Here is a 12,122-nt window from a genome sequence, read left to right as displayed (position 1 = left end):
GTGTCAAGAAAAAATACTTGACACCTATTTTTGTTTGATATAATATAACATTTGTGCAACTGGTAGAGAAGAGGAATTCTATGGAAAAAAATCGTAGAGCAGGGCTTGTTGTATGATTTTTACGGCGAGCTTCTTACCGATCATCAGAAAAGTATATACGAGGCCGCGGTTTACGAAGATATGTCTCTTACAGAGATTGCCGATGAACATGGTATCAGTAAGCAGGGAGTGCATGACCTCATAAAGAGATGCACCAAGACATTGCAGGGATATGAGAACAGGCTTCACATGATAAAGAGGTTTGAAGCAATCAAGCAGGATGCTGAATTTCTCAAGGAACTTTCGGATAAAGCCGATGAGATATCAAGTGATGAACTTAAGAAGAATCTCAGGATCTTATCGGGCAAAATTATAGAGGAGCTTACGTAATTAATGGCTTTTGAAAGTCTTACAGATAAATTACAAAACGTATTTAAGAATTTAAGAGGTAAGGGACGTCTTTCGGAAGAAGACGTTAAGGCTGCCCTTAAAGAAGTAAAGATGGCTCTCCTTGAGGCGGATGTAAACTTTAAGGTGGTTAAGCAGTTTGTTGCTTCCGTACAGGAAAGAGCTGTGGGCGAGGATGTTTTGAACGGCCTCAATCCCGGACAGATGGTTATCAAGATAGTTAACGAAGAGATGACTGCACTTATGGGATCCGAGACAACGGAGCTCAAACTCCTTCCGGTTGATAAGATTACAGTCATCATGATGTGCGGTCTTCAGGGTGCAGGTAAGACAACAACTGCAGCCAAGATTGCAGGAAAGCTCAAGATGAAAGGCAGAAAGCCGCTTCTTGCAGCATGCGATATATACAGACCTGCGGCTATCGATCAGCTCAAGATAAATGCTGAGAAACAGCAGGTGGATTTTTTTTTCCATGGGTACCGGTGTAAGTCCTGTGGATATTGCGAAAGCATCTGTCGACCAGGCTAAGAAGAATGGCAATAACGTTGTCATCGTCGATACAGCCGGTCGTTTGCAGATAGATGAAGGAATGATGAAGGAACTTTGCAACATCAAGGAAGCAATTGAAGTTCATCAGTCACTTCTTGTAGTTGATGCCATGACGGGTCAGGATGCCGTCAATGTTGCATCAGAGTTTAATGAGAAAGTCGGAATCGACGGTATCATCTTATCAAAGATGGACGGTGATTCACGAGGTGGTGCGGCTCTTTCAACAAAGGCTGTTACCGGGAAGCCTATTTTGTATGTGGGTATGGGCGAGAAACTCTCAGATCTTGAGCAGTTCTATCCTGACAGAATGGCAAGCCGAATCCTAGGCATGGGTGATGTGCTCAGTCTTATCGATAAGGCGGTTGAGGCAAACGCTGAACGCGATATCGAAAAAGACAAAGAGATGGCATCCAAGATGAAGAAAGGCAAGATTGATTTCGAGATGTATCTCGAGAGCATGAAGCAGATGCGCAATATGGGCGGTCTTTCTTCAATAATGGGAATGCTACCCGGTATGGGCAAGATAAGCGATGACCAGCTTCCCGATGAGAAGAAACTTGCAAAGATGGAAGCAATCGTTCTTTCCATGACACCTGAGGAGAGAAGAAACCCCAAGCTTATGAATCCACAGAGAAAATTCAGGATCGCTAAGGGTTCGGGAAATGATATTGCCGATGTAAACAGGTTTATCAAACAGTTTGAGCAGATGCAGAAGATGATGAAGCAGATGCCCGGCCTCATGGGAGGCAAGAGAGGCGGCTTTGGTAAATTCGGTGGCCTCGGCGGATTCGGTAAGAACAGATTCTTTTGATATGTCATGCAGCCGGTGCTGCTTTATACATATAAAAAAATATATTTCATTATTTTACGGAGGAAGTTTAAAATGGCAGTAAAGATCAGATTAAAGAGAATTGGTAAGAAGAAGGTTCCTTTCTACAGAATTATCGTTTCTGATTCAAAGTTCCCTGTACAGGGTAAGTTCATCGAGGAGATCGGAACTTATGATCCCAATACAGATCCCAGCACAGTAAAGGTTAACGAGGAGCTTGCAAAGAAGTGGATCGCTAACGGTGCACAGCCTACAGAGTCAGTTGCTAAGTTGTTTAGACAGGCAGGAATTAGCAAGTAATCACACTTTTGTACATGTAATTACTTATGCCGGAGGATAAACAATGAAAGAGTTAGTCGAAGTAATCGCAAAAGCGCTTGTTGACAATCCGAGTGAAGTTGTAGTCTCCGAGAAAAAAGACGGGCGCAATATTATGATCGAGCTTCATGTTGCACCTTCAGACATGGGCAAGGTAATTGGCAAACAGGGCCGTATAGCAAAAGCTATACGTTCTGTAGTTAAGGCGGCTTCAACCAGAGAAAACCTTAAGGTTGATGTTGAGATCGTCTAAGGCTGCCGGAAATATTGAGCCGAATAGGAAAATCTTATTCGGCTCTTTTTTAATCAAAACAATTATTCTATTTTCTAAATTATTGGGACGAGTATGAATTTTCATATAATGACGTTATTTCCCGAGATGGTAACAGATTGCCTTTCTTCCAGCATTATCGGAAGAGCTATGGGAAAAGGGCTTATAAGATTAAATGCTGTTAATATCAGGGATTATTCAAATGATACCAAACACCATAAAGTTGACGATTATACATACGGAGGCGGTGCCGGCATGCTTATGCAGGCACAGCCGATATATGATTGCTATATAGATATCAAAAACAGGATTGAAAAAGAAAACGGTAAGGCTCCGAGAGTCATCTATGTTACTCCGCAGGGTAAGGTTTTTAATCAGAACATTGTAACAGAGCTTGCGCAGGAAGAAAATCTCGTTTTTTTTGTGCGGACATTACGAGGGGGTCGATGAGAGAGTTCTTGAAGAGATAGTGACGGATTATATCTCTATCGGGGATTATGTTCTTACAGGCGGTGAGCTTCCGGCAATGGTAATGATAGATGCAATATCACGATTTGTTCCGGGAGTTCTTAATAATGATGAGTCTGCTATGACAGACAGCTTTAACAACAATCTTTTGGAATATCCTCAGTATTCAAGACCTGAGGAGTGGATGGGGAAAAAAGTTCCGCCGATCCTTCTTTCGGGAGATCATAAAAAAGTGGATGAGTGGAGACTTGAGCAGTCCATATTGAGGACTAAGGAAAGACGTCCCGATCTCTATGAGAAGTGGCTTTCCGAGAATCCACCCGTTGAAAAGAAAAAGAAAAGACGCAGAAAGAGCGCAGAAGCTCAGACAAATGCTGAAGCAGTCAAAGATTCTGAGAATGATGGAGATAATTTATGACAGACAGATTCCAGGTGGGAGTAATAGCTTCAACACACGGTTTAGGCGGTGAGGTAAATGTTTTTCCCACGACCGAAGATCCAAACAGATTCAAAAAACTTAAGAAAGTGACACTTCATACAAACAGAGGCGAGCAGCTTGAACTTGATGTTCAGAGCGCCAGATTTTTTAAGAAGTTCGTTATTGTAAAGTTCAAACAGTTCGACAATATAAATGACGTTGAGAAGTTCCGCGGATGTGAGCTTACGATCTCAAGAAAGGATGCGATAAAACTTGCTCCCGGAGAATATTATGTTGCTGATCTTGTCGGACTTGATATAGTTGATGAGGATGGAAAAAAACTTGGAGTTCTTTCTGATGTTATTCAGACAGGAGCAAATGATGTATATGAAATGACACCCGAGGATGGTGTGGAGAAGGTGTATATTCCTGCGATAAAGGACTGTGTTAAAGAGATTGACACCAAGAATGGCAGGATCGTAATTCACGTAATGGAAGGATTATTTTAACTAATTTATAGTTGATGACTTTTTACAGATAATGCTCTATAATTATTTTGTGATTTAATTTTTTATCTGGCACTATATATTGTGTGAGGATTTTTTTATGGTTGATTATACTGAAGGTGCAGGTTATCAGTATCATACGCACGTCAAGAAAGGCGATGTCGGCAGGTATGTGATCCTTACCGGCGACCCCGGAAGATGTGAATCTATTTCTAAACTTTTTGACAATCCTAAATTTATAGCATATAACAGAGAATATAATACATATACAGGCACATTGTGCGGTGAGAAGGTTACGGTTATGTCTCATGGTATCGGAGGCGCTTCAACGGCTATTGCTATTGAAGAGCTTGCTAATTGCGGAGCTGATACCTTTATAAGAATGGGCACTTCCGGCGGAATGCAGGAAGATGTAATAGGCGGTGACATTGTTATTGCAAACGGAGCCATCAGAGCGGAGGGAACATCTAAGGAATATGCTCCTATAGAATATCCAGCCGTGGCTGATTTTGATGTTGTTTCTGCGCTTGTTGACGGAGCTAAGAAAGCAGGAGCAAAGTATCATGTGGGCGTTGCACAGTGCAAAGATTCTTTCTTTGGACAGCATGAACCCGAGACAAAGCCCGTAGGACCGGAACTCATGTATAAATGGGATGCCTGGATCAAGTGCGGTGCACTTTGCTCTGAGATGGAGTCTTCAACATTGTTTATTGTGGGTAGTTATTTAAGAGCCAGAACAGGAGCTGTTCTTCTGGTTGTAGCGAATCAGGAAAGAGCAAAAAAAGGTCTTTCCAATCCACAGGCTCATGATATGGAAATTGTCTATAAGACAACGATAGAGGCTATTAAGAGCCTGATTGCTATGGATAAAACCAAATAAGGTTTTATATAAATTTTTTTCATTATAAACAATGGAGGATAATTATGAAAAAAAGAATTTTTGCAGTAATTATGGCTGCAACAATGGTATTTTCTCTTGCTGGATGTGGTTCTAAGGCACCCGATGCAAGCGCAACAACCGAGACTTCAGCAACTGAAGCTAAGGCAGACAGCGCAGATGCAGCTGATGCAAGTGAACCTGCCGGCGACATCAAAGTTGCAATGGTAACAGATTACGGCGACATCACAGACCAGTCATTCAACCAGTCAACATATGAAGCTTGTCAGGTTTTTTGTGACGAAAACAAACTCGGTTTCACATATTACAAGCCTGAAGGCGATTCAACAGCTGAGAGAGTAGCTCAGATCGATAAGGCAGTGGCTGACGGATATAATGTAATCGTTATGCCGGGATATGCTTTCGCTGAAGCTATCGTAGAGACAGCTGAAATGTATCCCGATGTTAAATTTGTAGCTCTTGACGTATCTGAGTTTGACCTTGAAGGTGAAAGCTCAGACTTCAATAACGAGACATATCCCAATGTATTTTCTGCAGTATACCAGGAAGAGCTTCCAGGATACATGGCAGGATATGCTGCTGTAAAGATGGGATATACAAAGCTTGGATTCCTTGGTGGAATGGCAGTTCCCGCTGTTATGCGTTACGGTTACGGATTCGTTCAGGGTGCTGACGCTGCCGCTAAAGAGTTAGGCGCTGATGTTTCTCTTAATTATGTTTACGGTAACCAGTTCTCCGGTGATGCTGATATCACAGCTGCTATGGATACATGGTATCAGGGCGGAACAGAAGTTGTATTTGCTTGCGGCGGTGGTATCTTTACTTCTGCAGGTGAGGCAGCTGCTAAGGCAAACGGCAAGGTTATCGGTGTTGACGTTGACCAGGCTGCAACAATCGACGGAAAGTTCGGTAAGGGCATGACTGTTACTTCAGCTATGAAGGGACTTAAGGCAACAGTTAATACACTTCTTACAGCAATCGTTGGCGGTAAGTGGGATGAATATGCCGGAAAGATCTCAAGTCTTGGTCTTGTATCCGGTGATGATACTTCTCTTAACTATGTAGGACTTCCTGAGGAAACAACTTTATGGAACGACACATTTAAGAAAGAGGATTATCTCAAGCTCGTTGCTGACATGGCAAACGGAACAGTCAAAGTTTCCAATGACACAAGTGCTGAGAAGCCTTCTGCTGAGAACATCAAGATCAACTTCCAGGGTAACATCAAGTAATTTTACTTATTACAGCTTATAAGCTGACAGGGACCGGCAGATTCATAGTCTTCCGGTCCTTTTTACCAATTTATGGTTTTATTTTACGAAGATTCAAAATTTAATGGAGGAGACAAAAGTGGCAGAAAACAGCGAATATGCTATTGAAATGCTTGGTATAACAAAACGTTTCCCGGGTATTATCGCTAATGACAACGTTACCATTCAGCTGAAAAAAGGCGAGATACATGCTCTTTTGGGTGAAAACGGAGCCGGTAAATCAACTCTTATGAGTGTGCTTTTTGGTTTGTATCAGGCTGAAGAAGGCGTGATTAAAAAGGACGGAAAGGAAGTGCAGATAAACAATCCCAATGATGCCAACGACCTTGGTATCGGAATGGTTCATCAGCACTTTAAGCTTGTTCAGTGCTTTTCTGTTCTTGATAATATTATTTTGGGTGTTGAGACGGTCAAGAACGGTTTTTTACAAAAGGACGTGGCAAGAAAGAAGATACTGGAGATTTCTGAGAAGTACGGTCTCAAAGTCGATCCCGATGCCAAGATTGAGGATATTACTGTCGGTATGCAGCAGAGAACCGAGATCCTTAAGATGCTTTACAGAGATAATGAGATACTTATCTTTGATGAGCCTACGGCGGTTCTTACTCCCGCAGAAATAGATGAGCTTATGCAGATCATGAAGAATCTTGCCAAAGAGGGCAAGTCCATTCTCTTTATCTCACATAAGCTTGCTGAGATCATGTCTGTTGCAGACAGATGCAGCGTTTTGAGAAGAGGTAAATATATCGGTACCGTTAATATTTCCGATACCAATCAGGAAGAGCTTTCCAGAATGATGATCGGCCGTGATGTACAGCTTGTCGCAACAAAGGAAGACAAGACTCCGGGCGAAGTTATTCTTCATGTCGAAAATATGACGGTTCCTTCAAAGCTTCATAAGAATAATGCGGTTAAGAACGTCTCTTTTGATGTAAGAGAAGGCGAGATCGTATGTATCGCAGGTATTGACGGAAACGGTCAGACAGAGCTCGTTTACGGCCTTTCGGGACTTGAAAATATTACTTCGGGTAATGTCACACTTTCCGGAAAAGATATTACTCATGCTTCCATAAGAGAGCGTTCTACAAGCGGAATGAGTCATATTCCCGAGGATAGACACAAACACGGGCTTGTACTTGATTATTCGCTTGCATATAATCTTGTTCTTCAGAGATATTTTGAGCCTGAGTTTAGTTCGAAGTTCGGATTTCTTAAAAAGAAAGATATCAATAAATATGCGGATAAACTTATTGAGCAGTATGATATCCGTTCGAGCCAGGGGGCTGAAACGGTAACAAGAAGTATGTCCGGCGGTAACCAGCAGAAGGCTATTATTGCAAGAGAAATTGATAAAGATCCCAATCTTCTCATTGCGGTTCAGCCTACAAGAGGACTTGATGTAGGTGCCATCGAATATATTCACAGGCAGCTTATTGCACGAAGAGATGAAGGCCGTGCGGTTCTTCTTGTTTCGCTTGAACTTGAAGAAGTTATGAGCATTTCAGACAGAATACTTGTCATGTATGAAGGAGAGATAGTGGGAGAGTTTGATCCCAAGAAGACAACTCCCGAAGAACTCGGACTCTACATGGCAGGAGCAAAAAGAAAGGAGGTAGGTGCATAATGTCAGCAGAGATTAAGAAAACGGCTGAAAAAGAAAGCTTTTTGTCCAAGCCCGCCGTTCAGTCAATTATTGCATCGCTTCTTTGTATAATTGTAGGACTTTTTATCGGCTATATTGCACTTCTTTTTATAAATGCACAAGGTGCTACGGATGCCATAATAACAATTATAAAGAACTATTTTACTTACCCTACAAAGGCAGCTGCGCTTAAGTATTGCGGTAATACACTTGTAAAGGTGGCACCGCTTCTTATGTGCGCTCTTTCAATCCAGTTCTGTTATCAGGCAGGTCTTTTCAATATAGGAGCGGCCGGACAGTACGTAGTCGGAGCGGGAGCATCACTTTTTTGCGCACTTAAACTTGGACTTCCTTGGCATGTATGTCTTTTGGCAGCACTTGTTGCAGGAGGAGTATACGGAGTTTTCGTAGGAGTGCTTAAGGCATATCTTAATGTTAATGAAGTTATTTCGGGTATCATGCTTAACTGGATCGGCCTTTATTCGGTTAATATGATACTTAATAGTGTAAAAGAGGCTTCGAGCCCTTATACGGTCTCGCTTGAGAAGACAAATGCTTCGGCAGTTTTACCGTCACTTGGTCTTGAAAAGCTCTTTTCTAATAACAAATACGTTACCATAGCAATCCCGCTTGCTGTTATTATTGCAATTCTTCTTAAGGTTGTTCTTTCCATGACGGTTTTCGGTTATGAGATAAAAGCAACCGGAATAGCTAAGGATGCCGCAAAGTACAGCGGAATGAAAGAGAAGAGAAATGTCATTCTGACACTTTTTATCGGCGGTGCACTTGCGGGAATCGGAGCTGCATTCCTTTTCCTTACAGGATATGAGCAGTGGTCTGTAACACAGTCTTCGGTTCCGGGAATGGGCTTTAACGGTATTGCTGCTACGTTCCTCGGAGGACTCGATCCTATCGGAACAATTTTTGCTTCATATTTCATACAGCATATTACAAGTGGAGGATCGTATATTGATAAGAATGCATATCCTTCACAGATCTCCGACTTTATTTCGGCGATCATCATCTATCTCTGCGGTTTTGTACTTTTCTTTAAGTTCTTCTTAAACAGCAGGATCAGAAATAAAAAGAATAATGCAGAAGGAGGTAACAAATAATGGTATTACTTCTTCAATATACACTTTTGTTTGCCTCGGTTTTGATACTCGTAGCTCTTGGCGGATGCTTCTCGGAGCATTCTGGTGTTATCAACCTCGGACTTGAAGGAATAATGGTTATGGGAGCTCTCGGAGGAGCGCTTACACTTAAGTATATAGATCCTTCACTTCCTAAGATTATTATCGTATTGGCTGTACTTTTGATCTCGGTATTGTGTGGTGCGGTTTACTCAATGCTTCTTGCTTTTGCCTGCATCAACTTTAAGGCTGATCAGACACTTGTAGGAACAGCGCTTAATCTGCTTGCTGCAGCTGCCGCAACGGTTATTGCAAAGTCTATCAATATTATTGAAGATCCCAATAACGTATCTTCGACCGTACAGTACGTTGAAGCAAAGAAAGCACTTGTTGTAAGTATCGGAAAGTTCCAGTTTAACTGGTTTATGCTTATAGCTTTCTTGGCACTTGTTTGTGCATATATGGTACTTTATAAGACCAGATTCGGATTAAGACTCATGGCCTGCGGTGAGCATCCTCAGGCTGCTGACAGCGTAGGTATTAACGTATATACCATGCGCTGGGCAGGTGTTCTTATTTCCGGTATGCTTGCCGGTGTGGGCGGAATTGTTTATATTACGGCCGGCGTAAGTGAGTGGAAGTTTGAGAACGGTGTTGCAGGATTTGGTTTCCTTGCACTTGCGGTTATGATCTTTGGCCAGTGGAAACCTGTAAATATCGGACTTGCAGCGTTGCTGTTCGGATTCTTCAGAGCTCTTTCGAATGTATATTCGGGATTTGATTTCCTTGCAGCACTTAATATACCGGGCTCTGTTTACAATATGATGCCTTATATTATCTCACTTATCGTGCTTGCATTTACATCTGCAAATTCTCGTGCACCTAAGGCTGAGGGCATTCCTTACGATAAGGGATCCAGATAAAAGGAAGCGTTGTTATGGATGAGAAGATTATAAAAGAGCTTATTTCCCAAGCTGCCGGAATGAGGAAGATTTCATATACTCCTTATTCAAAGTTTAATGTCGGAGCGGCTCTTCTTGCTGGGAACGGACAGATATATACGGGGTGCAATATAGAAAACGCCTCGTATACGCCTACGATATGTGCTGAGAGAACAGCTTTTTTCAAAGCTGTCAGCGAAAATGTCAGGGAATTTACTGCTATAGCCATTATCGGAGGTGCATCAGATGCAGAGGAACTTGAGTATTGTTTCCCTTGCGGCGTTTGCAGACAGGTTATGAGCGAATTCTGCGATGATGATTTTGTAATAATAATCGCAAAGTCGGAAGATGAGTACAAAGTTTATACTTTGCCTCAGATGTTGCCCGAAAGATTCGGCCCTAAGGATGTTTTGGGTTGACTTTTACTATGATTTCGTGTTATTATATTTTGCGTTGTAAAAATCAGACGGTCCTCTGTTACTAAGTTTTTGTATTAAGAACGTCCATTTAATAGGAGAAAAGATATGAGTACAATTATCGAAGAGCTCGAGAAAGAGCAGCTGAACGCTAATGCGCCTCAGTTCAACACTGGTGATACTGTAAGAGTACACGCTAAGATCAAGGAAGGAAACCGTGAAAGAGTACAGGTTTTCGAAGGAACTGTTAAGAAGATCCAGGGTGGAAGCAACCGTACAACATTTACAGTAAGAAAAGAATCTTATGGTGTTGGCGTTGAGAAGACATGGCCCCTTCACTCACCTATCGTTGAGAAGGTAGAGGTTGTTAGAAGAGGTAAGGTTAGAAGAGCTAAGCTTAACTACCTTAAGGGTCTTACAGGTAAGAAGGCTAAGGTTAAGGAACTTGTTACCAGATAATTGGTTAGGAAAGGCAGTTACTTTTAGTAGTAATTGCCTTTTTTCTATAATAGGGGATCATATATGTTTAAGTTTCGAAGAAAGCGAACACTTTCTTTTTATCAGAAAAAAAGAGTTATTACACCCAAGCTGTTAAAAGAGATCCTTTCCTGGATCATTATAACCTGTATTGCTATTATGCTTGCATTTGTGATCGTTCATTTTTACGGAACACGAATCGGAAACGTCGGAGATTCGATGGAAGATACGATTGCAAACGGACAGGGAATACTCGTGAACAGAACCGCATATAAGGTTTTTAGACCAAAGAAGAATGATGTGATAGTTTTTTTGCCAAACGGAAATGTGAATTCTCATTACTATGTTAAGCGAGTTGTGGCTACTTCCGGAGACAGAGTTCAGATAATTGACGGAGAACTTTATGTGAACGGAAACATTCAGAAAGATAATTATGATAAAATGGAAAATGGAGGCATTGCCAATAATGAGATCACGCTCGGTAGCGGAGAATATTTTGTTCTTGGTGATAACAGAAACGGCAGTGAGGATTCCAGAAGTCCTAATATCGGAATTGTAAAAGATAACATGATCGTCGGTAAAGCGTGGTTTAAGCTTAGATTCGGTAGCAGATCCGGCGGATTTATCAATTGACGGAAAACATATAAGAAAATGGTGGTTATATGAATTATCAGTGGTACCCGGGGCATATGACAAAGGCAATAAGGATGATGCAGGAAAACATCAAACTTATTGATATTATCATAGAACTGACTGATGCAAGAATACCTGCAGCAGGAAGAAACCCCGATATAGATGAACTTGGAAAAAACAAGTACAGGCTTGTTATACTGAATAAAGCAGATCTTGCCGATCCTTCCGTGACGAAGAAGTGGCAGGAAGCTTTTAGTGATGGCAAGACCTTGGTAATGGAGATGAATTCCAAGACCGGAAATGAGGCAGCCAAGGTAAAAGATCTGGTTCAGAAAGCCTGTGCCGAGAAAATAGAGAGAGATAAAAAGCGTGGAATTGTCGGAAGACCTATCAGAGCGATGGTTGCCGGAATTCCCAATGTCGGCAAGTCGACTTTTATAAATAAGCTTGCAGGAAGGGCATCTGCCAAGACGGGTAATAAGCCCGGTGTTACTAAGGGAAAGCAGTGGATCTCTCTTGGGAAGAATATGCAGCTTCTCGATACTCCTGGAATTTTGTGGCCTAAGTTTGAGGACGAGACTGTAGGTCTTCACCTTGCACTTATCGGATCCATGAATGACGAGAATCTTGATGTGTGCGAGCTTGCATGTGAGCTTATCAAGATCCTTGAAGTTAATTACAAGAATGCTATTCCCGACAAGTACGGCATTACGGACGAACAGGTTGAAGAACTTGAGAATAGGCAGTATGCTACTCATTATAGTGCAATTCTATCTGCCATAGCCGAGAACAGAAAATGCTTTAAGCAGGGAGCGGAACCTGACATCGACAGAGCTGCGGCTCTTCTTCTTGATGATTTCAGAAACGGCAAGCTTGGCAGGATATCACTTGAAAGACCGCAGTAA

13 protein-coding genes and 2 pseudogenes are annotated in these 12,122 nt (G+C 41.9%); all 15 read left to right on the top strand.

What is annotated here, in order from left to right; translation table 11 throughout:
• The first annotated feature begins 108 nt into the window (after positions 1–108).
• The 15 genes and pseudogenes from ylxM (at position 109) to ylqF (ending at position 12,122) form a co-directional block, all read left to right on the top strand.
• A complete protein-coding gene (gene ylxM / locus CD00_RS0105075; protein ID WP_242838914.1) occupies positions 109–429 on the top strand; it encodes a YlxM family DNA-binding protein in 321 nt (106 codons plus the stop codon).
• 3 nt (positions 430–432) lie between these two features.
• Positions 433–1,807, top strand: a pseudogene (gene ffh, locus CD00_RS21355) (signal recognition particle protein).
• A 72-nt stretch (positions 1,808–1,879) separates the two neighbouring features.
• Positions 1,880–2,125 (top strand): 30S ribosomal protein S16, encoded by a 246-nt coding sequence (gene rpsP / locus CD00_RS0105065; RefSeq protein WP_026512872.1) that lies wholly within the window; start codon positions 1,880–1,882, stop codon positions 2,123–2,125.
• A 43-nt stretch (positions 2,126–2,168) separates the two neighbouring features.
• The gene (locus tag CD00_RS0105060) at positions 2,169–2,396 is read left to right on the top strand and encodes a KH domain-containing protein (RefSeq protein ID WP_026512873.1); all 228 of its coding nucleotides are present in this window, start codon (positions 2,169–2,171) and stop codon (positions 2,394–2,396) included.
• Positions 2,397–2,489: 93 nt separating this feature from the next.
• A pseudogene (gene trmD / locus CD00_RS21350) lies at positions 2,490–3,300 on the top strand (tRNA (guanosine(37)-N1)-methyltransferase TrmD).
• Entirely contained in the window at positions 3,297–3,809 is a 513-nt protein-coding gene (gene rimM, locus CD00_RS0105050) for a ribosome maturation factor RimM (protein WP_026654962.1), read from the top strand. The pseudogene trmD and the gene rimM overlap by 4 nt, the downstream one beginning before the upstream one ends.
• A 97-nt stretch (positions 3,810–3,906) precedes the next feature.
• The gene (udp, locus tag CD00_RS0105045; RefSeq protein ID WP_026654961.1) at positions 3,907–4,686 is read left to right on the top strand and encodes a uridine phosphorylase; all 780 of its coding nucleotides are present in this window, start codon (positions 3,907–3,909) and stop codon (positions 4,684–4,686) included.
• Positions 4,687–4,730: 44 nt separating this feature from the next.
• Entirely contained in the window at positions 4,731–5,936 is a 1,206-nt protein-coding gene (locus tag CD00_RS0105040) for a BMP family ABC transporter substrate-binding protein (protein WP_026654960.1), read from the top strand.
• Positions 5,937–6,084: 148 nt separating this feature from the next.
• Positions 6,085–7,599: an ABC transporter ATP-binding protein gene (locus tag CD00_RS0105035; RefSeq protein WP_081811962.1), complete on the top strand. Its 1,515-nt coding sequence runs from the start codon at positions 6,085–6,087 to the stop codon at positions 7,597–7,599.
• The gene (locus tag CD00_RS0105030) at positions 7,599–8,732 is read left to right on the top strand and encodes an ABC transporter permease (protein WP_034461981.1); all 1,134 of its coding nucleotides are present in this window, start codon (positions 7,599–7,601) and stop codon (positions 8,730–8,732) included. The genes CD00_RS0105035 and CD00_RS0105030 overlap by 1 nt, the downstream gene beginning before the upstream one ends.
• Positions 8,732–9,673 carry an ABC transporter permease gene (locus CD00_RS0105025; protein ID WP_026654956.1) on the top strand — a complete coding sequence of 314 codons (942 nt, stop codon included), beginning with the start codon at positions 8,732–8,734 and terminating at the stop codon, positions 9,671–9,673. The genes CD00_RS0105030 and CD00_RS0105025 overlap by 1 nt, the downstream gene beginning before the upstream one ends.
• A 14-nt stretch (positions 9,674–9,687) precedes the next feature.
• A complete protein-coding gene (gene cdd / locus CD00_RS0105020; RefSeq protein WP_026654955.1) occupies positions 9,688–10,110 on the top strand; it encodes a cytidine deaminase in 423 nt (140 codons plus the stop codon).
• A 105-nt stretch (positions 10,111–10,215) separates the two neighbouring features.
• On the top strand, positions 10,216–10,566 hold the full coding sequence (gene rplS / locus CD00_RS0105015; RefSeq protein ID WP_026487880.1) for a 50S ribosomal protein L19: 351 nt from the start codon (positions 10,216–10,218) through the stop codon (positions 10,564–10,566).
• 63 nt (positions 10,567–10,629) lie between these two features.
• Complete coding sequence (lepB, locus tag CD00_RS0105010; RefSeq protein ID WP_026654954.1) at positions 10,630–11,217, top strand: signal peptidase I; 588 nt, start codon at positions 10,630–10,632, stop codon at positions 11,215–11,217.
• A gap of 29 nt (positions 11,218–11,246) precedes the next feature.
• Positions 11,247–12,122 carry a ribosome biogenesis GTPase YlqF gene (gene ylqF, locus CD00_RS0105005; protein ID WP_026654953.1) on the top strand — a complete coding sequence of 292 codons (876 nt, stop codon included), beginning with the start codon at positions 11,247–11,249 and terminating at the stop codon, positions 12,120–12,122.

Origin of the sequence: Butyrivibrio sp. AE3003 (assembly GCF_000686065.1) — a bacterium.
GTDB lineage: Bacteria > Bacillota > Clostridia > Lachnospirales > Lachnospiraceae > Butyrivibrio > Butyrivibrio hungatei_A.
The sequence above is the reverse complement of the archived record's forward strand: the minus strand, read 5'-3'. Positions and strand labels throughout refer to the sequence as shown.

Coding starts and splice junctions, on each gene's coding strand:
- rpsP (WP_026512872.1), top strand. CDS start 1,880: ATGGCAGTAAAGATCAGATTAAAGAGAATTGGTAAGAAGAAGGTTCCT.
- CD00_RS0105060 (WP_026512873.1), top strand. CDS start 2,169: ATGAAAGAGTTAGTCGAAGTAATCGCAAAAGCGCTTGTTGACAATCCG.
- rimM (WP_026654962.1), top strand. CDS start 3,297: ATGACAGACAGATTCCAGGTGGGAGTAATAGCTTCAACACACGGTTTA.
- udp (WP_026654961.1), top strand. CDS start 3,907: ATGGTTGATTATACTGAAGGTGCAGGTTATCAGTATCATACGCACGTC.
- CD00_RS0105040 (WP_026654960.1), top strand. CDS start 4,731: ATGAAAAAAAGAATTTTTGCAGTAATTATGGCTGCAACAATGGTATTT.
- CD00_RS0105035 (WP_081811962.1), top strand. CDS start 6,085: ATGCTTGGTATAACAAAACGTTTCCCGGGTATTATCGCTAATGACAAC.
- CD00_RS0105030 (WP_034461981.1), top strand. CDS start 7,599: ATGTCAGCAGAGATTAAGAAAACGGCTGAAAAAGAAAGCTTTTTGTCC.
- CD00_RS0105025 (WP_026654956.1), top strand. CDS start 8,732: ATGGTATTACTTCTTCAATATACACTTTTGTTTGCCTCGGTTTTGATA.
- cdd (WP_026654955.1), top strand. CDS start 9,688: ATGGATGAGAAGATTATAAAAGAGCTTATTTCCCAAGCTGCCGGAATG.
- rplS (WP_026487880.1), top strand. CDS start 10,216: ATGAGTACAATTATCGAAGAGCTCGAGAAAGAGCAGCTGAACGCTAAT.
- lepB (WP_026654954.1), top strand. CDS start 10,630: ATGTTTAAGTTTCGAAGAAAGCGAACACTTTCTTTTTATCAGAAAAAA.
- ylqF (WP_026654953.1), top strand. CDS start 11,247: ATGAATTATCAGTGGTACCCGGGGCATATGACAAAGGCAATAAGGATG.